The organism is Vibrio sp. DW001 (assembly GCF_029016285.1).
In the GTDB taxonomy this organism is placed as follows: Bacteria; Pseudomonadota; Gammaproteobacteria; order Enterobacterales; family Vibrionaceae; genus Vibrio.
Map to the genome: position 1 here is coordinate 2,555,118 of NZ_CP091975.1, position 25,798 is coordinate 2,580,915.

The window sequence follows — 25,798 nt, forward strand, 5'->3', positions numbered from 1 at the left end:
ACTCTATTTGTCAATTTGTTCCCGATATTATCAATAACAACGAAAAAAAGTATAACAATTTGTTTTTCTTTATCTGTTAGCCAAGGGGTTAACTTGCTATTATTACCCCCATTTTTATAAACAAATATGCTGTATGCGTCCTATGTTGGCTTACGCAAGAACGCCGAAAACGCATAGCAATACAATTCTAAGAATTGAAGGAATCTCGTGTGAATATCCAAGCACTTATTAATGACAAAGTATCTCTGGCTCTTGTAGCCGCTGGCGCACCTGAAGGCAGCCCTGCTGCTGTACGCCAATCTGCAAAAGCACAATTTGGTGACTACCAAGCAAATGGTGTAATGGGCGTTGCAAAAAAATTAGGCATTAACCCAAGAGAATTTGCTCAAAAAGTATTGGACGTACTCGATCTTGATGGCATCGCTAGCAAAACAGAGATTGCCGGTCCTGGTTTCATCAATATTTTTCTAAGTGAAGCGTTCCTTGCAAGCCAAGCTGAGTTAGCACTCGCTGATGAACGCTTAGGTGTGAGAGTAGAAGAACAAAAGACTATCGTCGCGGACTATTCCGCGCCAAACGTAGCAAAAGAGATGCACGTAGGGCACTTACGCTCAACTATCATCGGTGATGCGGTTGTTCGTACCCTTGAATTTCTTGGTCATAACGTCGTGCGTGCTAACCATATTGGTGATTGGGGTACTCAGTTCGGTATGCTTATCGCTAACCTAGAGCGTATTCAAAAAGAATCTGGCGAAGTATCAATGGAGCTATCTGACCTTGAAACTTTCTACCGTGAATCAAAAAAACTGTACGATGAAGACGAAGAATTTGCCAAGCTCGCTCGTAGCTATGTCGTTAAACTTCAAGGCGGGGATCAATACTGCGCTGAGATGTGGAAAAAACTTGTCGATGTCACGATGATTCAGAACCAACATAATTATGACCGTTTGAGTGTTTCTCTTACCCGTGATGATGTGATGGGTGAAAGCATGTACAACGACATGCTGCCGGGTATTGTTGCTGATCTAAAAGAAAAAGGTCTCGCAGTAGAAAACGACGGTGCTCAGGTTGTTATTCTGGACGAATACAAGAATAAAGATGGCGAGCCGATGGGTGTTATCATCCAAAAACGTGATGGTGGTTTCCTTTACACGACCACTGACATCGCCTGTGCAAAATACCGATACGAAACGCTAAAAGCAGACCGCGTATTATACTTCATCGATTCCCGTCAGCATCAACATCTAATGCAGGCTTGGACAATCGTTCGTAAAGCTGGTTACGTACCTGAAGAAGTCACGCTAGAGCATCACGCTTTTGGCATGATGCTTGGTAAAGATGGTCGTCCATTTAAAACGCGTGCTGGCGGTACGGTTCGCCTAGCTGACCTACTAGACGAAGCACAGGTTAGAGCACAGAAGCTTATTGAGAGCAAAAACCCTGAATTAGGTGAAGCCGAAAAAGAAGCGATTGCCGCTACCGTTTCAATGGCTGCCGTAAAATACGCTGACCTATCAAAGCACCGTACAACCGACTATATCTTTGATTGGGATAACATGTTGGCTTTCGAAGGCAATACCGCGCCATACATGCAGTATGCGTATACTCGTGTCGCATCTATCTTTGCGAAAGCGGGCATCTCAATGGATGGCATCACTGGTGACATAGTGATTACTGAAGAGAAAGAAAAGGCGATTATCGCGAAACTACTTCAATTTGAAGAAGCCGTTCAATCTGTTGCACGTGAGGGTCAACCCCACATCATGTGTAGTTATCTGTTTGAATTGGCGGGCCTATTCTCTAGCTTCTATGAAGCCTGTCCTATTCTGGTTGCAGAAAACGAGTCCATTAAACAAAGTCGTCTGAAATTGGCGGCGTTAACCGCAAAAACAATCAAGCAGGGTTTATCACTGCTTGGTATAGATACGCTAGAACGTATGTAATATTTTCAATATGAAAAGCCCCGTTTAATACGGGGCTATTTTATATATCTTACTGCAAATTAACCGCTTATTGTTTATTACCATTCTCATTACATGTTATAAATAGACATCATGACACAACAGAGATCTTCGTGATGGCTTTTGCATTACATCCTCAATTAGAACAAGACACATCTAAGATTGGCGAGTTCCCTTTATGTACCATTCTTCTTAATAAAGACGACAGTGTACCGTGGATAATTCTGGTACCGAAGGTCGATGGTGTAAAAGAATTACATCAGTTATCAATGGATCAGCAGCATCAGTTTTTGATTGAAAGCCAAATTATTTCGAAGATGTTAGAAGCGATTTTCTTACCCGATAAGCTAAATCTGGGTGCATTAGGCAATATGGTTCCTCAACTGCATATTCACCATGTCGCTCGTTTTATATCTGATATCGCATGGCCGGGGCCAATCTGGGGAAATACAGCAGGTAGGTATCGAACGAATGATGAACAGAGCGCATTAATTAAGAAAGTAACAGGTGAGTTACTAAAGAGCCGTGTGTTTCAGAAACAGTAGGCTCTTTGTGTTGATAAGTGAAAATATAAAAATTATGACTACGAGATAACCGTCATTTGAATATCGTTACTATGGACTGCCCTATACCGTATTTGCCTAACGTTATCTCTCTTATCCAGATCCACTATCCGCGATAGTGAACCTTTTGTCACCCATACCTCCAGCATCGCATCGACACCGTCTTCACTCAGGGCGAATTTCTTAGCTAATTCAGTGCGTGTAACACTACCCTGTTCAAAAATGTATGCTTTAAGGTCAGAAAGAATCAAGCCATTGCCTCGGTTAAAGTCATCTGTTTCTGCCCTTCTTTCTTAAGTAAGAAGTAGGTTCCAATCCAAACAACAAGAACACCGACAATCCATGAGGCACTCGTTACTGGTTGTGCGCTGAAGTGCATAACGTTGTAATAAAGTGCGGCTCCAGTATAGGCAAGCAACATGGTCCAGCTTGCAATAAATGCAGCATACTTGCGACCAAACTCTTTCATGTACGCGCCCATTGCGGCAACACAAGGCGTGTAAAGCAGTATGAAAATTAGGTAAGAAAATGCAGCGTGTCCTGTAACAAAATTGGATTTAAGATTACCAAAAATGCTCGTATCGACTTCTTGCTCTTCCGCAACCATCGCTATATCGGTAAGGTCACCAACCTCAATACCCATCGGGTCACTGAAACTCAGTCCCATCAAGTTTTCTGGAATAGTCATTACCGCTTCTTCGATACTTGCCGCCAGATCAAACTCTGCACCCTCGCCGTTATCCGAAGAAGAATACAGACTATTCAAGGTGCCAACGACGGCTTCTTTAGCGAATATCCCGGTAATAATACCTACCGTTGCAGGCCAATTATCGTCGTTTACACCAATAGGACCAAAAACTGGAGTGATGACTTGAGCGGCTTTAGATAATACTGATTTGTCACTGTCTTCATTGCCGAATGAACCGTCTGTGCCCAACGAATTGAAGAAGCTTAATATCGTCACCACGACAACAATCGTCTTGCCTGCACCCAACACAAAACGCTTCAATTTCTGCCACGTTTTAATGAGTACATTTTGCACGGTTGGAATCTCATAATCAGGCATTTCCATGATCAACGCATCACTTGAGCCCGGGTAGAGTGTTTTCTTTAATAGTAACCCAGTCGCAACTGCAGCAAGTATCCCCAAAATATAGAGAGCAAATACGACGTTTTGACCACTGCCTGGAAAGAAAGCCGCAGCAAAAAGTGCGTACACAGGTAAGCGTGCACCACAGGACATAAATGGAGCCATTGATGCGGCCAGTTTACGCTCACGTTCTTGATCCAATGTTCGTGTGGCCATAATCGACGGTACGTTACAGCCAAACCCGAGTACTAGCGGTACAAATGCTTTGCCTGGTAAGCCGATTTTTTGCATTACTTTATCTAAAACAAACGCCGCTCGTGCCATATAACCAGAGCTTTCAAGAACAGCTAAGAACAGGTACAAGGCCGCGATCACAGGGATAAATGTCGCTACAGTTTGAATACCACCACCGACACCGTCAGCAATCAAAGTGACGAGCCAAATAGGAAGGTGGGCATCTAATAGGTAATGTCCACCATCGACCAGAAGGGCGCCGACACTAATATCAAAAAAGTCGATAAATGCGCTACCAATGTTGATAGAGAACATAAACATCAAATACATAACAACAAAGAAAAAAGGTACCCCAACCCACTTGTTTAAAATAAACAGATCCGCTTTTTCTGTAAAGCTACGGCTCAATTTCCCTTCGGACTTGCGAATATGTTTCAGTTCATTGTGTATAAAAGAATATTTGGTATCGGCGACCTGAAGATCGATATCAATCTCGGCACTCAATATCGTTTGACGAACCTTGGCTCTATCTTCTTCAGTGAGACTATTTAGTATCAATGCGTCGTTCTCTAGCGCTCGTATTGCAAGCGCACGGCTGGACACAGTCTCTTCATTCCAAATTGAAGCTAAAGTCGCGATAGCCTGTTCTAACTCATCACCGTAGTTTAGGTTATGGACAGAAAGTGCCACACCTTGAAGCAGAATTTTATGGAGTTTTACTTTAAATTTATTGACTTGCTGTTGGTCATTTGCGGAAAGAGTTAATACTGGACAGCCAAGGGTCTTTTCAAGTGCTTTAACATCAAGAACCTGTCGTTCTCTGGCAAGCGTATCCATCTTATTCAGCACAACTATCATTGGTCGGCCGAGCTCTCTTAACTGCAGCGTTGTATACAAACTTCTTTCTAAGCAACTTGCATCTACAACGTTAATGATAAGATCAGCTGGATGCGTTAATACCGCTCTTGAAGCGATGGACTCATCAATGCTGTTCGCGTCATTTCCACTATCTAGAGCGTAGATACCGGGTAGGTCCGTTAGGCTAAACTTGTTGCCCGAATGATATAGAAAGCCTGTTTTTTTCTCGACGGTGACACCAGGCCAGTTTCCTACCTGTTGCTTCGCACCGGTTAAAGCATTAAATAGCGTTGTTTTGCCGCTGTTTGGATTACCTACAGTGAGAATTTTATATTCAGTTTGCATTAGATGGCCTCGACATCAATTTCTGAAGCAATATTTTTACGTACTGCTAGAGACATTCCTCTAACTCGAACCTGAATAGGGTCACCCATTGGTGCGCGGCGAATCACTTTCACTTCAGTGTTCGGAAGCACGCCCATCACCATCAGTTTTTTTCGTAACTCTAATGTCAGATTTGAAAACGCCCTAATCTTTGCGCTTTGACCATCTTTCAATTCTGATAGTTTCATGGTTGGCCCTTAAATATGCTCAAATGATAATAATTTCTATTAAGGTATAGTATCAAGTAAGCGCATCATTTAAATTGTTCTATATCAACTTCCTTATTAAAAACAATTATCATTTAGATAAACCTCTGAATTCCAACCACTCGCGGACACTTTGTCCCGCTTAAGACAATCGATTATCTTTGAAAAAAGAGCAAATATTAATAGGACAGGCACTCTTTGTAAGCGCTTGCTAACCCTTCAATAAATCTAAAATAGGCACCACTCGTTGGTTCAAAATCGGTGGCTAATGGGTCGAGCACACCAACAAATACATCGCTTCCGCGTATGACAGATTCCACAGTGGCTGGCTTAAACTGAGGTTCGGAGAACACACAAGATGCGGCACCGTTTTTCAATGCACTACGGATCTGGATCAAGGTTTTTGCGCCGGGTTTTCTGTCTGGAGAAAGCGTAAAGTACCCAATTTTGTTCAATTGAAAATAGGATTCGAAGTATCCATAGGCGTCATGAAATACGTAGTAACCTTTGTTTTTATACGGGGCAAGTTCGGCGGTTATCTTGCTGACAGTCTTATCCAAATTGGAAACGAATTGAGTGTAATTAGCCTGATATTGAACGGCGTTTTCCTGATCAATTTTCGATAGTTTCAACGTGATTACACTTGCTATTTGCTTAGCGAGTGTTGGACCAAGCCAGATATGTGGGTCAACACGTCCATGGTCATGTCCTTCGTGTGATGTTTCGTCAGAATCGTCATGCTCATCAATGGCGATATCACTTTCAGATAGCTGAAGCGAGTTCTCTGACCCTAACAACACTTTCTCTAAGAACGGTTCTAACTCTGGCCCAAACCAGATCACGAGATCAGCGCGTTTTACCGTCTTTAGATCAGAGGGCTTCATCGCATAATCGTGAGGAGAGGCTGTCGAACTGATTAACGACTCTGGTTCTGTAATACCTTGAGTGATCTCTAATGCGATTAGCTGAAACGGCTTAATGCTTGTAATAATCGTTGTCGCATAACTCAACGGAGATAACACTGTTAGCAAAAATAGAGAAGACTTAATAATTATATTCATTTATACGCTACGTAATCTAGTTTAAATTTCAGCCCGAATGTTATATTATAACAAGTCGCTTTGTAAATGAGATTTATTCATGACCTCGCTTGTCAGGATGAAAAATATTAGTGTTCAGTTTGATGACCGTGATGTGTTAGACAACATTAGTTTAGAGATAAACACCAACGAGATAACCACCATTATCGGGCCGAATGGCGCCGGAAAATCGACATTAATTAAAGCGCTTCTTGGGTTGGTAAAGCCTTACAAAGGCCAGATAGAAAAGAAGAAAAAACTCACTATTGGTTACGTCCCTCAAAAACTCAAATTGAATGACACTTTACCGCTACACGTTGACCGCTTTCTTAAGCTAGCCGGAAAATATAGCAAGCAAGAAAGGATTACCGCACTCAAACTGGTCGGCGCAGAACATTTGGCTCGAAACGACATGCACCGGTTATCTGGAGGCGAAAACCAACGGGTTCTTCTTGCAAGAGCGCTGTTATTGAGGCCTGAACTTCTGGTTTTAGATGAACCAGCCCAAGGTGTCGACGTCCAAGGACAAATTGAGTTATACAACCTAATAGAAACCATACGACACCGTTTTCAATGCGCCGTACTGATGATCTCTCATGACCTACATTTGGTTATGGCTAAAACAGATAAAGTTATCTGTATCAACCACCATGTTTGCTGCTCTGGTGAACCCGAAACAATCAGTACCCACCCATCTTATGTCGCCCTATTTGGCCGTCCAAACGATGAATCCCTCGCTTTTTATCATCATTCTCATAGCGGACACCACGATTTGTCCGGCTATCCAAAAGAGAAAGGTGATTGTTGTTCTGAAAACCATGAGGTAGTTCACCGTCATGATTGAGTTTTTACTTCCCGCTATTTTCGCTGGATTAGGTATCGCCATTATCGCTGGACCATTAGGGTCTTTTGTTGTGTGGCGTCGTATGGCGTATTTTGGGGACACGTTAGCCCATGCATCGCTGCTTGGCTTGGCGCTAGGTGTACTTTTAGATATCAATATCTACCTTGCACTTCTTGTTTGCTGCTTAGCCATCGCACTCATTTTAGTCACCTTACAAAAGCGCCAACTCGTTGGGACAGATACCTTACTTGGTATCCTTGCACACAGTGCTTTATCATTAGGTTTGGTCTCTATCAGCTTTCTAGATGATGTACGAATAGACCTAATGAGTTACCTGTTTGGCGACCTGCTCTCAGTTTCACCGTCAGACATCTATTTCATCTACCTTGGCGTCATCGTCATTTCAGTTATTCTCTACTATTTTTGGCAACCTTTGTTGTCGACTACAGTGAGTGAAGAGCTTGCCGCTGTTGAGGGCACCAATGTCGATCTTATGCGACTTATATTGATGCTACTCATCGGCACTGTCATCGCCGTAGGGATGAAGTTTGTTGGTGCATTGATTATTACGTCCCTGCTTATCATACCTTCTGCAACAGCAAGGAAGTTCTCTCGTACACCAGAGCAAATGGTTTTCTTGTCATCTTTGATTGGTTGCGTTTCTGTGTTGCTAGGTATTGCGCTATCGTGGCATTACGATACACCTGCCGGCCCTTCTGTGGTGGTTTCCGCTGCAGCGCTGTTTATGTTGTCTCAATTTAAGAAGTCAGCTGACTAATTCCAAAAATATTCCATTAAATCATCAAGATTTAGACTAAAGCTTCTCACTCATATGCCGATACATTGGCATCGAGCGAGGAGCTAGCATGCAGTTAACCACAACGGAAACATCAGAACCGGTCACCCTAGCAGTTATCAATGAACTGCAAGTGGGTGACAATATCTGTGCCGCCGTTAAACAGCATCGCCGAGCCGACTTCGCTCTTTTAGTCGCGATGTTTTCCGAAGATATTCGCGAAACGGTATCTATTTCGCCTGTCGACCTAGCGTCCAATTCAGAATCAGAGTTAAGAGACAAACTGCAGGTCCCTATCAGCGCTGAACTGCGTTCGAATCAAGAAAGCTATCTCAAAGGGGCCCGGATATCGGAACAATTTCATCAAGGTGGATTACAGAGCGCCAGATTACAAAACAGGTTAAATCCTGATTCGTTAGCTTATTTGACTGAGCACACTCACGACTTAGGTGAAGATGTTTATCGAAACCTGTCTTTCCACACGAAGAGAGCACTCAAGAGCACCCCAGCACCGACCCTCACCGACCACCTCTATCAAAAACTCGTTATTAATCAAATGAGAAGCCAGATAAACCACGCTGTGTAATCAAATTTATTAGTAAATGCCACACCACCGACCATAAAATTACGTTTCACAAATAGGGTAGCTCAGTGTGAGATAAGCCTAAGCCTGAACATTTAGTCGCACGAGAATTTGCATTTCATGATGCTATTCACAACTTGTTTGCTAATTATTAACCACTATTAAATCCATAACACCTTGAATTTGCAGTGCAGTATTAGAGGGAAACAATGGATATTAATGGTTCGGTTATTCTTATCACATCTGCAGGTACACCGCTTGGTAGCACACTGGCGGTTCATTTTTCATCATCTGGTGCAAAAGTAATCGCGATAGATACCGACTCCCAGAAACTGGATGAGCTACATTTTCGCTGTAAAGAGAAGTCGACCACCGTCATTACCTACCCTATTAAAGACTATTCTGAAAACAGTATTCAACAGCTCTTCGAGACGATAAAGCAGGAACTTCAACTCTCTATTGATGTATTGATTAACTATTGGCCAAGCTTACCTTTACCCACATTGACTAACGGTATTAGTACAGAAAAATTTTCAGAGCAATTAACGTCACTCGCCTCCCCTATATTCTGTTTTGGTCAAGCTGGTGCAGAACATATGCAACTCAACAACAAAAAGAACTTAATCATCAATATGATTACCTTCCCACTTAGGCAATCTAACATTGGGCAAGATAGTGCGACGTGTATGGTTTCTGGCTTTACAAAAAGTTGGGCGAAGGAGTTAGCCCCTTTTAATATCCGCGTAGGCTGTGTCATACCCGGCGTATCTCATACCTCAGATAACGACAAAATAGAACACTGGGCCGTCATTCAAGACGAGCTCATTCGGAGTGCAGAATATATTGTCTCCAACGAATATTTTAATGGCCGGGTGATGGCAGCCGAGGCGTAATAACAAGGCCTTTGATGTCGGCTCCATCGACTACATTTCATCTCATACGTTATTTAGTAGAATTAGTATCACTTTCAAAACAAAACATCGGATTCCCTAAATTCTGAACATAAAAAAACCCATTGACATAATCAATGGGTTTTTGTCTCTATCTTGAGAGAATTACGTGCTAGCGAAAACTCTCTAACTCAACAAGACTTACTTTTTCTTCGCTATTGTAGCGGCTGGCTTTTGATCGTCTTTCTTCTTGATTACCGTTGTACCTTCGAAAGTTTCACCTTCAACATACGGATGACCATGGAAAGAAGTCAATAGTACTTCTTTAAGCTCAGAGATTAGCGGGTAACGAGGGTTAGCACCAGTACACTGGTCATCAAACGCATCGATAGAAATCGCATCAACTTGTGCTACGAAATCAGCCTCAGAAACGCCCGCTGCTTTGATTGATAGAGGAATATCCAAATCAACCTTAAGTTCTTCTAACCAAGTAAGCAGACGCTCGATTTTTTGAGCGGTACGGTCGCCAGCTTGAGATAGACCCAAGTGGTCAGCCACTTCTGCATAACGACGACGCGCTTGTGGGCGGTCATATTGTGAGAATGCAGTCTGCTTGGTTGGGTTGTCATTTGCGTTATAACGAACGGTGTTCGAGATAAGTAATGCGTTAGCAAGACCGTGTGGTAAATGGAATGCGTTACCAATCTTGTGCGCCATTGAGTGACAAACACCTAGGAATGCGTTAGCAAACGCGATACCTGCGATTGTTGCTGCATTGTGTACTTTCTCACGAGCGATTGGGTCGTTTGCACCGTTCGCATAGCTTGACGGTAAGTATTCTTTAAGCATCTTAAGCGCTTGAAGAGCTTGACCATCTGAGTATTCGTTCGCAAGTACTGAAACGTAAGCTTCTAGTGCGTGAGTTACGGCATCGTAACCACCAAACGCTGTTAGAGACTTAGGCATATTCATTACAAGGTTTGCATCAACGATAGCCATCTGAGGTGTTAGCTCATAATCCGCTAGAGGATACTTAGCACCTGTTTTGTCGTCAGTAACAACGGCAAACGGAGTCACTTCTGAACCAGTACCTGAAGTAGTCGTAATACAAACAAGTTCTGCTTTTTTGCCCATTTTAGGGAACTTATAGATACGTTTACGGATATCCATAAAGCGCATTGCTAGTTCTTCAAACGCTGTTTCTGGATGCTCATACATAACCCACATGATCTTCGCAGCATCCATAGGTGAACCACCACCAAGAGCAAGAATAACGTCAGGCTGGTAGCTTTGCATTTGAGCGGCACCTTTTTCAACAACAGATAGCGTTGGATCTGCTTCTACGTCGAAGAAAGTTTGAACTTCCATGCCTTGTGCTTTAAGTAGGTTTACGATTTCATCAGCATAGCCGTTGTTGAATAGGAAACGGTCAGTTACAAGGAACGCACGTTTCTTACCTTCTAGGTCGCCAAGTGCGATTGGAAGGCTACCACGACGGAAGTAGATTGATCTTGGAAGTTTATGCCACAACATGTTTTCAGCTCTCTTAGCAACAGTTTTCTTGTTGATTAGGTGTTTAGGACCCACGTTTTCAGAGATAGAGTTACCACCCCATGAACCACAACCAAGCGTAAGAGAAGGTGCAACATTAAAGTTATAAAGATCACCGATACCACCATGAGTCGTTGGGATGTTTATAAGAATACGAGCTGTTTTAAGTTTGTCACCGAAGTAACGAATACGATCCGCGTTTACATCTTGGTCAGTGTAAAGACCAGACGTGTGACCGATACCGCCAATCTCTACCATAGTAACCGCTTGAGCTACAGCGTTTTCAAATGAAGACGCGCGGAACATACCAAGCGTTGGAGAAAGTTTTTCATGAGCGAATTCGTCGTCATAAGAAACTTCACCAAGGCCTTCACCAACAAGAATTTTAGTATCCGCAGGAACTTTGATACCCGCCATTTCAGCGATTGCTGTCGCAGGTTGCCCTACGATTTTAGCGTTAAGTCCGCCGTCGATAAGCAGTACTTTACGTACTTTATCTGCGTCAGATTTGCTTAATACGTGACCTTTGTGAGAAGCGAAACGCGCTTTAACTTCGTCATAGACTTCATCCATAACGATGACGGCTTGCTCAGAAGCACAAACAACACCGTTATCGAATGTTTTAGACATAAGGATAGAAGCAACTGCACGTTTAACATCTGCTGTGTCATCGATAACAACTGGAACGTTACCTGCACCAACACCGATAGCTGGCTTACCTGAAGAGTAGGCGGCTTTAACCATGCCTGGACCACCAGTTGCAAGGATAAGCGCGATACCATCATGCTTCATAAGAGCGTTTGAAAGCTCTACAGATGGCTGGTCAATCCAACCAATGATATCTTTTGGTGCGCCCGCTGCTACTGCAGCATCTAGTACAATTTTTGCCGCATCGTTAGTAGAATTTTTAGCGCGTGGGTGTGGCGAGAAGATGATACCGTTACGTGTTTTTAACGAAATTAGAGATTTAAAAATCGCTGTTGACGTTGGGTTAGTTGTTGGAACGATACCACAGATAATACCGACTGGTTCTGCGATAGTCATAGTTCCCATGCTGACGTCTTCGTCTAGCACGCCACACGTTTTCTCATCTTTATACTTGTTATAGATGAACTCAGAAGCAAAGTGGTTTTTGATAACCTTGTCTTCAATGATACCCATGCCAGACTCAGCAACCGCTTGTTGTGCAAGAGGTATACGAGCTTGGTTAGCTGCAAGAGAAGCCGCACGGAAAATCTTGTCTACTTGCTCTTGAGAGAAGGTAGAAAATTCTTCTTGTGCGATTTTAACTCGTGCTACTAAAGCATCTAGTTCAGCCAAATTTGTTACAGGCATAATTAATCTCCATAAATTAAAAAATATTAAAAACTCTTTATTAAGGCTGTTGAGCTCTTGCTTTGAATCGTTCATTCACCATTTAGGGCAAAGTGAAAGAACACTACAAACTTAGTAAATTGCTTTCAGTACTGAGTATAATATTTCACAGCTTGAAATTAATTGACTCAGATCAGTTCTGAAAAATTAATTACCTAATTAGGGGTAATTAACTTCTATGATCGAGTCTATCACTTTGTTTTTAAAAATAAAAATAAAAAATTTTTATGTTCAAAAAAAACATAACCTAAGACATGTAAGTATTTCTTAAATAACAGGTTTCGTAAAAAACTTTCACTTTACTTACAAATAACCAACTTAACCACAATAACGACGTGCTACTAAGCAGTATATAGCTTGTTTTTGACAACACCACTTAACATGACCATATTTCTCAAAAATGTGCGCTTTTTAACAAAATATTCACCAATTACTATAGGTGATTACGTCCCTCGCTTCTTTCTACAGAAGAACCTCCCTATACTAGACGGTGTTATCGCTCAAATTGAACACAACCAAAAACTAATAAGAGTGCAAAATGGACCAAGGGAATAAAACGCTTAAGCATAAAACGTATGTCATTATATTTGGTACCCATACCACTGCAGGAAAGGTTTTCGACATATGCGTCATTGTCGCTATTTTGCTCTCTTTATTGGTGCTGCTACTCGATTCCGTCTCCTCTATCAGCAAAGAGTGGTCAGATACGTTTCATTTCTTAGAGTATGGGTTTACTGGCCTCTTCACTATTGAGTACTTAATTCGGCTCTGGTGTTCACCAAAACCAACCGCTTATGCCAAAAGTTTTTATGGGATCATCGACGTACTCGCTATCCTTCCTACCTATTTAACGATCATCTTCCCTTCCGCGTCTTTTATGACCGTGATTCGATTGATAAGGGTTTTAAGGATATTCAGAATATTAAAACTGGTCAGATACCTACAAGACTCCAACATATTACTTAGGTCTCTACTCATGTCGCGCCGGAAGATATTTATATTCTTTAGCGCCGTCGCCATATTAGTCACCATTTTTGGTGCTTTACTCTATGTGATTGAAGGGCCGGAGCACGGCTTCACCAGCATCCCTCAAAGCATCTATTGGGCCATTGTGACCATTACCACCGTTGGCTACGGTGATTTGGTGCCTCAAACTGGGTTAGGCAAAGCTGTTGCGGCCGTAACCATGTTATTGGGTTACTCTATTCTAGCCGTCCCTACGGGTATTATTACCGCCGAATTGAGTCAAGAAATGAATTCACACAAAAGCTTAGTAAAATGTCCTAACTGTATGAAAAGCGGACACGATCCTGACTCTATGTTCTGTAAACATTGTGGCAGTGAGCTTGCGGATCCAGACAATCGAGTAGTGCCTGCAGATGATGAGTAACAAAAAGGCGCAACTTAAAAAGTAATGCGCCTTTATATGTTCTATATTTGCTTCAATTAAAAAGCTAAATAGGAGACAATTCAATGACGAATTATCTCCTATTTTGATTCAAGAATTATTCTCAATGTTCTACGAAGCGGTTCAGCCGCCCCCCATAACAGTTGGTCACCAACTGTAAATGCATTCAAGAAATCATTACCCATCGTCATTTTACGTAAACGACCCACAGGAACAGAAAGTGTGCCGGTTACTTTCGCAGGACTCAGCTCCTGTGAGGTAATGTCACGGTCATTCGGAATGACTTTAACCCATTCATTATGAGACGCGATAATGTCTTCTATCTCATCCATTGGTACGTCTTGCTTGAGTTTAATAGTCAACGCTTGCGAGTGACAACGCATTGAACCAATTCTGACACAGGTTCCATCTATAGGAACTGGGCTCTGATCAAGTCCAAGGATCTTATTCGTCTCGACTGTCGCTTTCCATTCTTCTTTGCTCTGACCATTATCGCGTTTCACATCAATCCAAGGGATAAGCGAGCCTGCTAGAGGAACACCAAACTGGTCTGTCGGGAAAGATGATGAACGGATTGTTTCTGCCACTTTTCTGTCAATATCTAAGATCGAGCTAGATGGGTCAGCGAGCTCTGTACTAACAGATTCACTAATGGTGCCCATTTGAGATATAAGTTCACGCATGTTTTTCGCACCAGCGCCAGAAGCCGCTTGATACGTCATCGCACTCATCCACTCTATCATGCCTTTTTCATATAGGCCGCCCAGTCCCATCAGCATCAAGCTAACGGTACAGTTGCCACCCACAAAAGTATTGGTTCCACTCGCAATGCCTTGTTGAATCTGCGCTAAGTTTACTGGGTCAAGCGTAATAATTGCATCGTCTTTCATACGAAGCGTCGACGCCGCATCTATCCAATACCCTTTCCAACCCGCTTGGCGTAATGCTGGATACACTTTTTCTGTATAACCACCACCCTGGCAGGTAATAATGGCATCGAGCTGCTTTAAACTCTCAATATCAAAAGCATCTTGTAACATCCCTGTCTCTTTTCCAAGCTGAGGGGCTGGAATACCAATCTGAGATGTACTATAAAAAACGGGTTCGATATGGTCGAAATCTTTCTCTTCTACCATACGCTGCATTAAAACAGAGCCGACCATACCACGCCAGCCAACTAGACCTACTCTCATCATTTTCTACACTCCGTGTGAATTCAATATATCTCCTCCCATAATTAATGATTTATTGATAAAAAAACAAGCTTTTTTATGTGAAACTCAAAAAAATCTAATCAATCGGCTATTTTCAATCGTTTACTAGAAAGGTATTTGATAATTACTCTCGTTGGGCTTGTCGTTGCGAGGCCAAAGTGCCATGTTCTATATGACACGAGCGTGAGGTATTCGCTATGAAATGTGTTTTTCGAGCCAATTTAACCATCAATTGGCCAATTGTACGTATAAAAAAAGGGCTTACGCCCTCTTTTTACTTCCAATAACTGATCAGCTGTTGTTCTTTCGTGTCAGTTGATCTTTTAGGTTTGGAGGCGTGCCTTTAATGGTTAACGTATCCGTTTCAGGATCATAAAAAACCCGTTCACCTAACAGCATACTGTCGAAATTAATACTCAAACCACCGCCAGCACCAACATACTTGGTCAATTTTCTCACGGTGCTTCTATCTACAGGGAATTTATCTTCCAGTTCATAGCCACGCTCCTCGGTGTAATCCAAAAAGCTTGTCCCATCGGTACTTGTCGGTAACTCGCCAGACAGTTCTTTAACTTCTAACTCTTCATTGGCCTTGACCTGTTCGCTACAATAATCAAATACTTGTTTTTTGTAGCTTGTGGTTTCTTCTTTATCAAGCTGCGCATCGGTACAATAATCATCAACCGCTTGCATCAATACTAGGTTCTGATGTTTCGTATCTAAACCCACTTCAGCTTGAAGGAAATCCAAAAAGAAATCGGCGATTTTTCTGCCAACCCTTCCTTTTATATAAGAAAGATATCGGTTTGATTCAGAGTCCGTCTCATAGGTAGATAAGTCGATTCGTGCCACGATATCCATCTTGCTAATATCAAGGTAGTCCGTAGCACTGATATCAAGCCCTTCCGTTACTTTTAAGCTCTGATGCGATGGCAATAACGCAATGAACATATAATCAGTCGCAAGTGACTGATATTCAGCCAAGACCAAAATACCTTCGTCTGCAAATGGATACTTTGACAGTTCATCTTTTAATCTCAGTGCACAATTTTGAGAAAAATCGTAAAAACTCCTCTCTCCATGGCGAAGTTCTTGCAACCAGTTCTTAAAGTTGCTGTCAGATTGAAAGGCGGCAAAACCTTTGCCTGCTTTTGCGTTAAAAACACGGTGAAGCTCTGACACTAGGTCCTCGGAAAAACGATTATTTTCAAGGGATTCCGTCCGGTAGTTGACGGTTAGTTCATCCTGATCATTTTTAGTTAATTGATGTAAGATGACATTAGATATATTTAGGCTCATAGCGAATAAATTATGGTTTCGATTTCAGTTGTGATGAAGAGTAGGTTATCATAAGCCGCTTTCACTATCATTATTAGAGTTACTATGCCGATTACATCAAAATATAGCGATGACCAGATTGAAGTCATTCTCACTGAAATAGCAGCCGTATTAGACAAGCACGGTGCAAGTTCAGAGCTTTCACTTATGATTGCTGGCAATATTGCTACCAACGTTTTGAACACCAATGTGCCTGCAACGCAACGCAAAGCAATAGCAGAAAAATTTGCACAAGCACTTCTTTCCTCTATGGAAGAAAGCAAAACTCACTAATATATAAGAAAGAAATTAAATGGTAGATAGCGGAAATACATACGGTGACCGAGTCTCTCGACTAGTAAGTTGGGGGCATTGGTTTGCTTTTTTCAACATAGTTGCCGCTATGTTGATAGGTACGCGTTACATTAGCCAATCACCTTGGCCCGAAACCATCCTTGGCCAATTATATTTGGTGGGGTCATGGATTGGGCATTTTAGCTTTCTAATTTTCGCCCTCTATCTACTCATACTCTTTCCACTTTCCTTTGTCATTCCTTCTAGGAAACTGTACCGTTTTGTAGCGGTGTGTTTTGCAACAGTGGGGCTAACACTTCTCCTATTAGATACACAGGCATACCAGCAAATTCATTTGCATCTAAATCCTGTTGTTTGGGAATTACTGCTTGAAAAAGATCAAAGTAACATTGCGACTGAACTTCAGCAGTTGTTTATAGTATTACCGGTCATCTTTTTATTGCAGCTGGCCCAATCAGAGTGGATCTGGCGCAAACAGAGAAAATTGACCAATAAACGGGTTGGACGCTCAATTACCGTTCTATTTTTTGTCTGCTTTATCTCTAGCCACTTAATGTATATCTGGGCTGACATTTCGTTCTATAAGCCCATTACCGCCCAAAAAGCCAACTTCCCGCTCTCTTATCCAATGACAGCGAGAACTTTTATGCAGAAACACGGGCTGATAGACACTGCAGAATATAATAAGCGCCTAGAGGAAGATGAAAAACTAACGCCATTGGTTAGATATCCTCTTGAGCCATTGAAATACAATAGTAAGGCAAAAAACTACAACGTTGCCATCGTCATGGTTGAAAGCCTAAGAGCTGATTTCGTTACCGATGAAACCATGCCAAACTTTGAACGTTATGCTAACGAAAACATTCGTTTTACCGATCATTACAGCTCGAATAACGATTCTGGTAGTCTCTTTGGTCTCTTTTATGGGATTCCGGGGAACTATAAGAAGAGCCTTGTTTCGCGAGATCTACCGCCACTTGTTATAGAAGAAATGGCGAAGCGAAATTATCAATTTGGATATTTTGGTAGTGAACATTCAGACAACAATGAGTCTAAGTCCACAATACTGAAAGCGACCAAATCTGCATTTGATCTATCGGAAGATGGAAAAGACAAGACAACCATTTCAAATTGGTCCACTTGGCTTGAAACCAACGCAAAATCTCCATGGTTTAGCTATATTGAACTTTCTACGATAAGCAATTACGAGTCTTATGAGAACAAAACGGCAACGGGTTCTCCAACCGATAAACTCAAAGCCTCCTACTCTCAAGCCAGTACAGACTTAGATTCGCTATTAGAAAAAGTGTTTACTACCCTTACCGAACAGAATTTGGCGGATAACACAATTGTGATTATCACCTCCAACCACGGAATTGAGTTTAATGAAACAGAATCCAATAGTTGGGGAGCCGACACAAATTACAGCCGCTACCAATTGAATGTACCGCTCGTTATACACTGGCCAAACAAACCCGCTCAACTGCACGCTCATAAAACGAGTCATTTTGACATTTCAACCACGCTCTTACAGGACCTGTTTGGTGTCTCTTCAAATCCGCAAGACTATAGCAGTGGTAAAAGCCTGTTAAATAAGTCGTCACGAAAATGGATATTGGCTGGTGATGGTATTGATATCGCACTGATTACAGACGATTACACAACCGTAGTGGACAAATATGGAAACTACAAAGTGTACGATGACAACTATAAACGAGAGAAAGACTCGAAGACTAAGCTATCAATATTGATGCTTGGCTTATCAGAGCTAAAACGTTTTTACGAGTCCGAACAATAATTATAACGATGTAATAAAAGACGCAATCAAGCCATCTATTACTCGTCCATAGACAGATGTCGCACTGATTGCACAAAAAAACATCAAACAGTCATATCAGGGGTTTACAAGTAATTCTAACCCCTATATTATGCGTTCCACACGGAGAGATGGCTGAGTGGTCGAAAGCACCGGTCTTGAAAACCGGCAAGGGTTTGTAGCCCTTCTAGAGTTCAAATCTCTATCTCTCCGCCACATTCGAAAACCCACTGCTTGCAGTGGGTTTTTTCGTTCTGAATAGAACGGACAATTATGATGTATTAACCAATTGTGCCACTATCGTTTCAAGCGACGAATGTTTGAATTCGGCTCCCAGTTGTCTCTGTAGCTTACTTCCATCAAGTATTAGCTCTTTCTCCCATAAATATTTCATTTCTTTGACCTCTCTTATTAGAGGGACGAATAAGGCCAGAATAGACAAACTCCACCATGGGAAATCAGAGAGCTCGAGTTTGTATCCAATATTTTTGAACGCATGCTGCCAGTCTTTACCTGTCAACACCAACCCAGAGTCGTGCCATAACTCAAATTGGAGATTCTGTTGTTCAACTGCGCTCACCGCATTGGTACATAAATCAGGCAAATAACTCCAAAAATGACGGTGGGCTAAAGAGTGAGGTTGACGCATTACAAAGCGTTCATTGCCTCTTTTTTTAAGCATCATTTTTAGCCACTCCCCACCCTCGCCTTCACTAATGAAATCCCCTGCCCTAATAATTGTCACCTTTGCACCGTTATTTGCTGCTGCCAACAACCTCAATTCCATTTCTTTCCTAATTTCACCTTTCGGTGTCACACCGACCATCGGTGCATCTTCAGTTATAGGCGTCAAACTCGGTTCATAGCTATACACATTACCTGGAAATAATACATGCCGCTTTTTATTTTCTGCCAACTGAACAACGGGTTCCAACATGCTAAGCGCTAACCGATGCCAATCTGGATACGGTAAATTAATCGCATAAACAATTAGGTCAACACCGTCAGACGCGCGCTCTAACAGAGCCTTATCTTGATAATTCCCTTCGACAATTTGGTAGTTTGAGTGTTGGTCCGTCAAGTACTTTCTACTTCTTACTATCGCTTTAACATTCCAACCTTTATTTGTCAGCGCCACGGCCATCTCTCGACCAAACTTTCCCGTAATTCCTAAAATCAAAGCGGTTTTCATATTCGTTACTCATTGATTTACACCGTGCTGATACTTTACTATTCATATTAAGACTTAAGAATCGTCAAAAATGACGAATGGATATGCAAAAATGAATAACCAGACAATAATGGTTAACTGGCAAAGCTGGCACTATTTTGTCACCGCTGCTGAATCTGGAACGGTAAGCAAAGCCGCTTCAACGCTTGCTGTTTCTCAACCCACACTGAGCAGGCAATTAGTGGATCTAGAAAAGCAGCTTGGGCAAGCTCTATTTAATCGGAGTACGCAAGGAATTACGTTGACTGAGTTCGGGTTGGTACTGCTAGAAGAAGCAAAATTAATGCAGAGTTCTGCATTTCGGCTTCAACGACTTGTTGGTGGGCACACCAACGAATTGTCAGGCAGAATCAGACTCTCCGCTAACGAACTGCTGGCGAATTATTACCTTCCTAATATTCTCCCGACGTTTCTAAACCAATATCCTGATATAAGCGTTGAGATAGAGGTGACTAACCAAGCTTCAAACATAGATAAAAGAGATGCAGATGTTGCGATACGAATGTTTCGACCAACTCAGATAGATCTTGTCTCTAGACACCTCTTTGATATACCACTTGGGTTTTATGCGAGTCGCGGCTACTTAGAGAATTTTGGAACACCGCATTCCCTAGAGGCACTCTTAGAACATCGAATATTAGGTTACGACAGAGACACTCAAATAGAACAAGGTAGCCAATTGTTGGGGTGGAACTTAAAGAACGAAGACTTTAAACTTCGTTGCGATTTTATGCCTATTCAGATTGAATTGGCGCGAAAAGATGGGGGTATCGTCGTGACACATAGCGAGCTCGCAACCAAGCTTTCGTTACAAAAAATAGAGGTAGGCATTAAACTGCCAGAATTACCCGTTTATTTAGTATGTCATAGAGACGTACAACACAATCAGAAAATAAGAGTCATGATGGACTATTTAGCAAAAACACTGACCGACGCCTTAAAATAGCCTTTACGTCGGTTTTAAGTAGCTCCAATGATCGGATTAGACGTATTTAAGTCTACTTACTTAACGCACATTTTACGTTCAAGTCTTCACATATTTTCAATATGGTAGACAGGGGTGTTATTTCATTTTCCATTGTAGTATCTGAGGTGATTGTGAGCTTTGAAAATGTAGCATTGATGGCTGAAACCTTGATAAGACAATGACGCTTCCTCAACCAATTCATTCTATACCGTTATAAAATATGGCATATTGTGGCGACAAAACACCGCTGGTTACTATCTAAACAGCATCATGTGAATTACCACAAGAAAGTAAGATGTTCGAAGCGCTCGTTACCCCATTAAATAGTACAGGCAAGGCCCATTATTTTTTATCTTGTCTGTACTTATAAATAAAACGAACCTAGATTATCAAGTTATCAAGTTATCAAGAATGACGTAGAAAGAAATAGTACCGCATTTAAAATAATTCCAATCCAATCTATGACTAATCAGACTAACTATCTAATTCAAAGTAAAAAATTATACGGCCACTAAAAGATGATAACTTTAATTATCATCTTTTAGTGGCCGTATAATTACACTTATCATAAATTATCCGTAAGCTCACAAAGCCATTTAATAGTTAATTGATATATATATTAGTTTGATACTAATCAAGTTTAGGTATACCGAACACTCCTACTCTTTAGTGGTAGACATATTTCGAAAGCCACAGGAGCGGAAAATGAAATATTCAATTATCGCAACCAGTACAGCCGTTGCACTATCGTTATTGCCATTTAGCTTAGCCCAAGCTAAAGGTGATATTTTAGAAAGTAGTAAAATCACATCAAACATAACCATTGATGGCGCTGCAGACCAACTTTGGGACGACGCAAAATCCGTTAAAGTTAAGCTCAATAAACTGCCGTACAAACCAGATAACGGTTACAAAGGTATTAAAAAAACCACTGTTGAAATGAAGTCTTTATACGATGACGAGTACGTCTACTTTTTGGTTAGCTACGATGATCCAACCAAAAGTATCGACCGCTTCCCTTGGGTAAAACAGGAAGATGGTTCATGGAAACAGCTTTCAAACAAAGATAGTACAGGCCACGACAATACATACTATGAAGATAAATTTGCTGTCTTCTGGAACATCAACGCCGATGGCTTTGAAGAGAAAGGCTGTAATTCAGCATGTCACCGTTCTAAAGACGGCATGATCAATGGTATTGAAGATAAGAACCCAGCTCGTAAATACACCAAAGAAGGCCAGTACATTGATATGTGGCATTGGAAAGGAGTACGTAGTGCGGTCCATAATCAACTTGATGACCAACACGTCAATAGCAACACCGACCCTAAAGTAAACAAAGGTTGGGGACGTAAAGGCGATGACAAAGATGGTGGCGGTTACGTTAATAACGTGAAAGATGGCCAACCCGCATTTGTTTCAGACAACCTGAAGCAAGACACCTTACTAATATTAGACACCGAGAAAAAACCATTTACAGCCGACTACGACAAGCTTGAAAGAATACCAGGTTTGACTGGTTCGCCGTTCACTGGCTCTCGTGGAGATGTTGAAGTAGGTGCAATGTGGAAAGATGGTATTTGGACTTTAGAAATGAAACGTAAGCTTGTTACGAGCGGCAAAAATGCCGACACACAAGACGTTCAGTTTAAAGAAATGAATAAAGCCTATCCATTTGGTGTCGCTGTATTTGATAATTCACAAATCAACCACGTATTCCATCGCGGTGTATTAAACCTAGAGTTTAAATAATCCTCGTAGAATATAAGTAATAAATTAGGCCAATAATTATTGGCCTAATTTGATTCCTACACTATTTAATGGAGAGGAATTCATGTTTAACGTTAACCTATTTCGTAAAATATTAATCATCGGTTTTTTCTCGGTCTTCGTTAATAGTAATTCTTACTCTCAAGAAATGGTAATAGCAAATTCCAGTATCGATACAGACCGTGAGCAAATCTTTCAAACTCAGTTATCCAAAGAATTTGAAATGGATACGTTGCTTAAAGAGAACAAACGTTGTATTCGCTGCCACCAGAAAAAAAGACTCATCAAAGACATCAGTGCCATTTCCACTGTCGGTTCGCACGCTAGTGACACGTTTTTAAATAACTGCACCGCCTGTCATGGCATTAAAGATAAACACCCTAAGAAAGACAACTCAATAATCCGTTTTTCTGAACACCATTCAATGACGAGTTTTGATCAGAACCAGCAATGCATGAACTGCCACTCTATAGAAAACTTGAGAGACGCTGAGTGGACGCATGATGTGCACGTTAAACCAGTAAGCTGCGCCTCTTGCCACAATATTCACAATGACATCGAACCAATGAAAAATATTGAACACACGGAACGAATACTGATGTGTATAGACTGTCATGGCGTTGGTAATTAAAGGAGCACAGCGATGAAACTCATAAAAGCCCTATTATTAATCTTTTGCACACTATCCTTATCAACAGCATGGGCAGAAGATCTGCCCGGCCCGGATGAAGATAATCTTGCTAACTTTCACTTAAAGGACGAGACATGCGCTGGCCAATGCCACGAAGGCGAAGAGCCGTCTGATAGCCTAGAGTTTGAATATAACAGTTGTATTGAATGCCACGATAAGATGGAAAATTTAGAAGGACGACAGCATAATATCAAACATCAAGATAATGAAGAGATGGAATGTGTTGAATGTCATTTACCTCACGAAGAGTTTGAACCAAAAGATATCTGTACCGACTGTCATGACGAAGAAGATGAAGAGCTAGATGGTTTCTACACTGGCGTGTTTTCTGACGCGATGAAAGCCAGTATTTATCACTCCGTGTACTTCGAGCACCCGAAGATTATTGAATCCAAATTGAAAAAACAAAACAGCGAACTTCCATCACAGTAATTAGCTGAACAGAAAAGAGGTGAACTCATCATCATTGGGTTCACTTCTTTTCTTTGAATGCGACAGCCAAGCAACGATTAGGTCAATATCCGCGACTCAATCTCTAACCCAACTTTAGTCAATGTATACTCTTTGTCATCGTCTTTTTCGACTAACCCACTTTTCGTTAGCTGACGAAGGTGAAAGTTGAACTTTGTATGGTCTTCTATCCCCACCAGTCTACATAGGTCCATGAACTTAAGTTTTTGGTGCGTTTTAAGTTGGTAGATAACATTTCGGCGAATGGGGTTTGCAAGCGCGCTAAACACCAGATCGCTGTCTTTATCGAAACGAGGGGATTTGAGTGTTTTTTCCGCATGCACTTTTTTAAGCGTAACAGACAAGGTTTGAACATCAAAAGGTTTGGTTAAAAACTCGTCGGCCCCCTTCTTCATCGCCTCAACGGCGGTGTCTATCGTGCCAAACGCGGTGATAATTACAATTCCCATATTGGGGTTAAGTTGCTTTAGAATTGAAATAGCGTCAATACCACTCATTCCTCCCATCACAAAATCCAGCAACGCAACATCATACTGGTAGCGAGTGGCGCAACTGATCGCTTGCTCTGCACTTTCATACGCATCCACAACAAAACCGTCTGCGCTTAATGCTTCTGTAATGACTTCTCTTAGATCTAAATCGTCTTCAGCGACAAGTAATTTAAGACTCATTGGCTCTCCATAGGCAGTTCTATACTGACACACAGTCCGGTACCAGTATTTTCAATTAGCAGGCTACCTCCATTCTGATCGACTATTTTTTGGCAAAGAGTTAAGCCTAGTCCCGTACCGTGATGTTTATCTTTCGTTGTAAAGAAAGGTAATGTGACTTTTTCCAATATGGCTTCGTCTATACCTGTTCCGAAATCAATGACAGATAAAATCACTCGTAATCCTTTTTGCTCTGCTTTTATCACTATCTTTTTATTCTCTTCCGATGCATCAATCGCATTATTAATCAAATTGATAAGCACCTCTTCTAACTGTTCTTTATCCGCATAAAAAAAGAGGTTAGGCATAATATTTTTTTGGATATCAAAATAGTGTAGCCTATGCTCCATCAGGTTAAGGGCTTCGTTGACGAGTTCATCCATCGAGACCTTTTGTTTTATTGCATTTCTCTTATGCGAAAATTGCAGTAACTCCTGACTAATATGCGCGGCCTTCAGCACCCCTTTTCGAATATAGGAGAGCTGCCGTTTCATTTTCTCTCTGTCAACGTCATCTTGTTCAATCTGTTTTTCTAACAGATCACAGCGCATCAACGCACTACTAAGTGGCGTTTTGATTTCGTGAGTAATACTCGACGACAGTTCGCCTATATCTCTAAGTTTACTATCATGGTGAAACTGCCGAATTGCCCCCTCTATTTGTAGCTGTCTTTCGTCTTCAAATAGTTTCAATGTTTGCCTTAAATAGAGCCAAATCATAAACGCTATTGCCGTTCTAATAGACGCACCTATAGTGAGATCTTCTATATAAAAAATTCCGGCAGATAGTCCGTAAATAATAATGCATATTCCTAATCGGCCAACAGCACTGGCCGCTTTTCGCTCTTCCAGTTTCAACTTCTGTGAATAATTCATCAAAGAAGCACCGGCTAAAATCCCGGCACAAGACCCAAACAACCAACGAGTCTGCAAGGTTGTATCTCTAACAAAGTCATTCAAGTCTTGGTGAAAATATCGATAAATGACACTAAACAGAAAGACGACACTGACGAGCTCAGCGACAACCAATAATTGCTTTCTCAGGCGCCATTTAGTCATCGATAGCATTTGAATTGCGAAATAACCCAATGCCAAGAAAGAGAGCCACAATTTGAATACTTTGAATAGCTTAACCGTGGTATGCATGCTCAATTCTTGTTTGTAAACAAACAAGTACATCTCAGACCATTCATGCAGTCCATGTATGAATCCGAATACAGCCAAAGTGGGTAACGCAGAAGCAATCGAAAGATTACTAAATCGGAAATCTCTAAAAAAGATAGTGAAACCAATAACGACAAAAATTAGGCCATAAAGAAGATAAAGACTGAACTCAAATAGCTCTTTCATCAAAAAGTAACCGTGACATAAATAGAATACATATTAGTGAATATTAGCAAACTCGCTCATTCATTACGGTTACATAAGGCTCATATCCGCCAGTAAACCAGTAATTCTCGTGAATATTGTCAATTA

Annotated in this window: 23 protein-coding genes and 1 tRNA gene; 14 read left to right on the plus strand and 10 right to left on the minus strand. The window is 41.4% G+C overall.

All coding sequences use genetic code 11. The annotated features are described in order from the left end of the window. Positions 1-209: 209 nt before the first annotated feature. Together argS and L3V77_RS11590 are read left to right on the plus strand one after the other, a co-directional pair. Entirely contained in the window at positions 210-1,943 is a 1,734-nt protein-coding gene (gene argS / locus L3V77_RS11585; protein WP_275134304.1) for an arginine--tRNA ligase, read from the plus strand. Positions 1,944-2,077: 134 nt separating this feature from the next. Beyond that, positions 2,078-2,506: an HIT domain-containing protein gene (locus L3V77_RS11590; RefSeq protein ID WP_275134305.1), complete on the plus strand. Its 429-nt coding sequence runs from the start codon at positions 2,078-2,080 to the stop codon at positions 2,504-2,506. Positions 2,507-2,544: 38 nt separating this feature from the next. Here the strand turns inward: L3V77_RS11590 and L3V77_RS11595 are convergent, their stop codons facing one another. The 4 genes from L3V77_RS11595 to znuA all read right to left on the minus strand — a co-directional run bounded on the left by L3V77_RS11595 (position 2,545) and on the right by znuA (position 6,357). Further along, positions 2,545-2,775: a FeoC-like transcriptional regulator gene (locus tag L3V77_RS11595; protein WP_195703832.1), complete on the minus strand. Its 231-nt coding sequence runs from the start codon at positions 2,773-2,775 to the stop codon at positions 2,545-2,547. Further along, positions 2,772-5,051 (minus strand): Fe(2+) transporter permease subunit FeoB, encoded by a 2,280-nt coding sequence (feoB, locus tag L3V77_RS11600; RefSeq protein WP_275134306.1) that lies wholly within the window; start codon positions 5,049-5,051, stop codon positions 2,772-2,774. Before feoB ends, L3V77_RS11595 begins: the two co-directional genes overlap by 4 nt. Next, positions 5,051-5,278, minus strand: a complete 228-nt coding sequence (locus L3V77_RS11605; RefSeq protein WP_275134307.1) for a FeoA family protein — start codon at positions 5,276-5,278, stop codon at positions 5,051-5,053. Before L3V77_RS11605 ends, feoB begins: the two co-directional genes overlap by 1 nt. A 197-nt stretch (positions 5,279-5,475) precedes the next feature. Then, complete coding sequence (gene znuA / locus L3V77_RS11610; RefSeq protein ID WP_275134308.1) at positions 5,476-6,357, minus strand: zinc ABC transporter substrate-binding protein ZnuA; 882 nt, start codon at positions 6,355-6,357, stop codon at positions 5,476-5,478. A 79-nt stretch (positions 6,358-6,436) separates the two neighbouring features. Between znuA and znuC the strand changes: the two genes are divergently transcribed. The 4 genes from znuC (at position 6,437) to L3V77_RS11630 (ending at position 9,491) form a co-directional block, all read left to right on the plus strand. Continuing rightward, a complete protein-coding gene (gene znuC, locus L3V77_RS11615; protein WP_275134309.1) occupies positions 6,437-7,219 on the plus strand; it encodes a zinc ABC transporter ATP-binding protein ZnuC in 783 nt (260 codons plus the stop codon). Further along, a complete protein-coding gene (gene znuB / locus L3V77_RS11620) occupies positions 7,212-7,997 on the plus strand; it encodes a zinc ABC transporter permease subunit ZnuB (protein ID WP_275134310.1) in 786 nt (261 codons plus the stop codon). Before znuC ends, znuB begins: the two co-directional genes overlap by 8 nt. Positions 7,998-8,085: 88 nt before the next feature. Continuing rightward, positions 8,086-8,601, plus strand: coding sequence for a VC2046/SO_2500 family protein (locus L3V77_RS11625; RefSeq protein WP_275134311.1), 516 nt, complete (start codon positions 8,086-8,088; stop codon positions 8,599-8,601). Between the two features lie 206 nt (positions 8,602-8,807). Further along, a complete protein-coding gene (locus tag L3V77_RS11630) occupies positions 8,808-9,491 on the plus strand; it encodes an SDR family oxidoreductase (protein ID WP_275134312.1) in 684 nt (227 codons plus the stop codon). Between the two features lie 198 nt (positions 9,492-9,689). Here the strand turns inward: L3V77_RS11630 and adhE are convergent, their stop codons facing one another. Beyond that, complete coding sequence (gene adhE, locus L3V77_RS11635) at positions 9,690-12,374, minus strand: bifunctional acetaldehyde-CoA/alcohol dehydrogenase (RefSeq protein WP_275134313.1); 2,685 nt, start codon at positions 12,372-12,374, stop codon at positions 9,690-9,692. 577 nt (positions 12,375-12,951) lie between these two features. On the opposite strand from adhE, the gene L3V77_RS11640 reads away from it, so the two are divergent. Beyond that, on the plus strand, positions 12,952-13,803 hold the full coding sequence (locus tag L3V77_RS11640) for an ion transporter (protein WP_275134314.1): 852 nt from the start codon (positions 12,952-12,954) through the stop codon (positions 13,801-13,803). 98 nt (positions 13,804-13,901) lie between these two features. On the opposite strand, the gene asd is transcribed toward L3V77_RS11640, so the two are convergent. Together asd and yejK are read right to left on the minus strand one after the other, a co-directional pair. Next, positions 13,902-15,014: an aspartate-semialdehyde dehydrogenase gene (gene asd / locus L3V77_RS11645; protein WP_275136755.1), complete on the minus strand. Its 1,113-nt coding sequence runs from the start codon at positions 15,012-15,014 to the stop codon at positions 13,902-13,904. Positions 15,015-15,326: 312 nt separating this feature from the next. Next, a complete protein-coding gene (gene yejK / locus L3V77_RS11650) occupies positions 15,327-16,334 on the minus strand; it encodes a nucleoid-associated protein YejK (protein WP_275134315.1) in 1,008 nt (335 codons plus the stop codon). Positions 16,335-16,418: 84 nt separating this feature from the next. Here yejK and L3V77_RS11655 point away from each other — a divergent pair, with 84 nt between their 5' ends. From L3V77_RS11655 to L3V77_RS11665, 3 genes are all read left to right on the plus strand, one after another. Then, positions 16,419-16,646 (plus strand): YejL family protein, encoded by a 228-nt coding sequence (locus L3V77_RS11655; RefSeq protein ID WP_195703843.1) that lies wholly within the window; start codon positions 16,419-16,421, stop codon positions 16,644-16,646. A gap of 19 nt (positions 16,647-16,665) precedes the next feature. Continuing rightward, a complete protein-coding gene (locus L3V77_RS11660) occupies positions 16,666-18,465 on the plus strand; it encodes a DUF3413 domain-containing protein (protein WP_275134316.1) in 1,800 nt (599 codons plus the stop codon). Positions 18,466-18,608: 143 nt separating this feature from the next. Further along, positions 18,609-18,699 (plus strand) — tRNA-Ser (locus L3V77_RS11665). A gap of 55 nt (positions 18,700-18,754) precedes the next feature. Here L3V77_RS11665 and L3V77_RS11670 read toward each other — a convergent pair. Beyond that, positions 18,755-19,675, minus strand: coding sequence for an NAD(P)H-binding protein (locus L3V77_RS11670; protein WP_275134317.1), 921 nt, complete (start codon positions 19,673-19,675; stop codon positions 18,755-18,757). A 91-nt stretch (positions 19,676-19,766) separates the two neighbouring features. Between L3V77_RS11670 and L3V77_RS11675 the strand changes: the two genes are divergently transcribed. From L3V77_RS11675 to L3V77_RS11690, 4 genes are all read left to right on the plus strand, one after another. Beyond that, positions 19,767-20,660, plus strand: coding sequence for a LysR family transcriptional regulator (locus L3V77_RS11675; RefSeq protein WP_275134318.1), 894 nt, complete (start codon positions 19,767-19,769; stop codon positions 20,658-20,660). 726 nt (positions 20,661-21,386) lie between these two features. Further along, positions 21,387-22,433: an ethylbenzene dehydrogenase-related protein gene (locus L3V77_RS11680; protein WP_275134319.1), complete on the plus strand. Its 1,047-nt coding sequence runs from the start codon at positions 21,387-21,389 to the stop codon at positions 22,431-22,433. An 82-nt stretch (positions 22,434-22,515) separates the two neighbouring features. Next, on the plus strand, positions 22,516-23,082 hold the full coding sequence (locus L3V77_RS11685) for a multiheme c-type cytochrome (protein WP_275134320.1): 567 nt from the start codon (positions 22,516-22,518) through the stop codon (positions 23,080-23,082). 12 nt (positions 23,083-23,094) lie between these two features. Beyond that, positions 23,095-23,574 carry a cytochrome c3 family protein gene (locus L3V77_RS11690; protein WP_275134321.1) on the plus strand — a complete coding sequence of 160 codons (480 nt, stop codon included), beginning with the start codon at positions 23,095-23,097 and terminating at the stop codon, positions 23,572-23,574. A 77-nt stretch (positions 23,575-23,651) separates the two neighbouring features. On the opposite strand, the gene L3V77_RS11695 is transcribed toward L3V77_RS11690, so the two are convergent. Together L3V77_RS11695 and L3V77_RS11700 are read right to left on the minus strand one after the other, a co-directional pair. Further along, positions 23,652-24,284, minus strand: a complete 633-nt coding sequence (locus L3V77_RS11695; protein WP_275134322.1) for a response regulator — start codon at positions 24,282-24,284, stop codon at positions 23,652-23,654. Next, positions 24,281-25,672, minus strand: coding sequence for an ATP-binding protein (locus L3V77_RS11700; protein WP_275134323.1), 1,392 nt, complete (start codon positions 25,670-25,672; stop codon positions 24,281-24,283). The genes L3V77_RS11695 and L3V77_RS11700 overlap by 4 nt, the downstream gene beginning before the upstream one ends. Positions 25,673-25,798: the final 126 nt, after the last annotated feature.

Bases quoted from the DNA above. Each gene is read 5' to 3' on its own strand.
- L3V77_RS11630 (WP_275134312.1), top strand. From the start codon at position 8,808: ATGGATATTAATGGTTCGGTTATTCTTATCACATCTGCAGGTACACCG.
- yejK (WP_275134315.1), bottom strand. From the start codon at position 16,334: ATGAGCCTAAATATATCTAATGTCATCTTACATCAATTAACTAAAAAT.
- L3V77_RS11625 (WP_275134311.1), top strand. From the start codon at position 8,086: ATGCAGTTAACCACAACGGAAACATCAGAACCGGTCACCCTAGCAGTT.
- L3V77_RS11695 (WP_275134322.1), bottom strand. From the start codon at position 24,284: ATGAGTCTTAAATTACTTGTCGCTGAAGACGATTTAGATCTAAGAGAA.
- L3V77_RS11590 (WP_275134305.1), top strand. From the start codon at position 2,078: ATGGCTTTTGCATTACATCCTCAATTAGAACAAGACACATCTAAGATT.
- znuC (WP_275134309.1), top strand. From the start codon at position 6,437: ATGACCTCGCTTGTCAGGATGAAAAATATTAGTGTTCAGTTTGATGAC.
- feoB (WP_275134306.1), bottom strand. From the start codon at position 5,051: ATGCAAACTGAATATAAAATTCTCACTGTAGGTAATCCAAACAGCGGC.
- L3V77_RS11605 (WP_275134307.1), bottom strand. From the start codon at position 5,278: ATGAAACTATCAGAATTGAAAGATGGTCAAAGCGCAAAGATTAGGGCG.
- asd (WP_275136755.1), bottom strand. From the start codon at position 15,014: ATGAGAGTAGGTCTAGTTGGCTGGCGTGGTATGGTCGGCTCTGTTTTA.
- L3V77_RS11680 (WP_275134319.1), top strand. From the start codon at position 21,387: ATGAAATATTCAATTATCGCAACCAGTACAGCCGTTGCACTATCGTTA.
- adhE (WP_275134313.1), bottom strand. From the start codon at position 12,374: ATGCCTGTAACAAATTTGGCTGAACTAGATGCTTTAGTAGCACGAGTT.
- L3V77_RS11640 (WP_275134314.1), top strand. From the start codon at position 12,952: ATGGACCAAGGGAATAAAACGCTTAAGCATAAAACGTATGTCATTATA.
- L3V77_RS11655 (WP_195703843.1), top strand. From the start codon at position 16,419: ATGCCGATTACATCAAAATATAGCGATGACCAGATTGAAGTCATTCTC.
- L3V77_RS11690 (WP_275134321.1), top strand. From the start codon at position 23,095: ATGAAACTCATAAAAGCCCTATTATTAATCTTTTGCACACTATCCTTA.
- L3V77_RS11670 (WP_275134317.1), bottom strand. From the start codon at position 19,675: ATGAAAACCGCTTTGATTTTAGGAATTACGGGAAAGTTTGGTCGAGAG.
- L3V77_RS11660 (WP_275134316.1), top strand. From the start codon at position 16,666: ATGGTAGATAGCGGAAATACATACGGTGACCGAGTCTCTCGACTAGTA.
- L3V77_RS11675 (WP_275134318.1), top strand. From the start codon at position 19,767: ATGAATAACCAGACAATAATGGTTAACTGGCAAAGCTGGCACTATTTT.
- L3V77_RS11700 (WP_275134323.1), bottom strand. From the start codon at position 25,672: ATGAAAGAGCTATTTGAGTTCAGTCTTTATCTTCTTTATGGCCTAATT.
- znuB (WP_275134310.1), top strand. From the start codon at position 7,212: ATGATTGAGTTTTTACTTCCCGCTATTTTCGCTGGATTAGGTATCGCC.
- znuA (WP_275134308.1), bottom strand. From the start codon at position 6,357: ATGAATATAATTATTAAGTCTTCTCTATTTTTGCTAACAGTGTTATCT.
- L3V77_RS11685 (WP_275134320.1), top strand. From the start codon at position 22,516: ATGTTTAACGTTAACCTATTTCGTAAAATATTAATCATCGGTTTTTTC.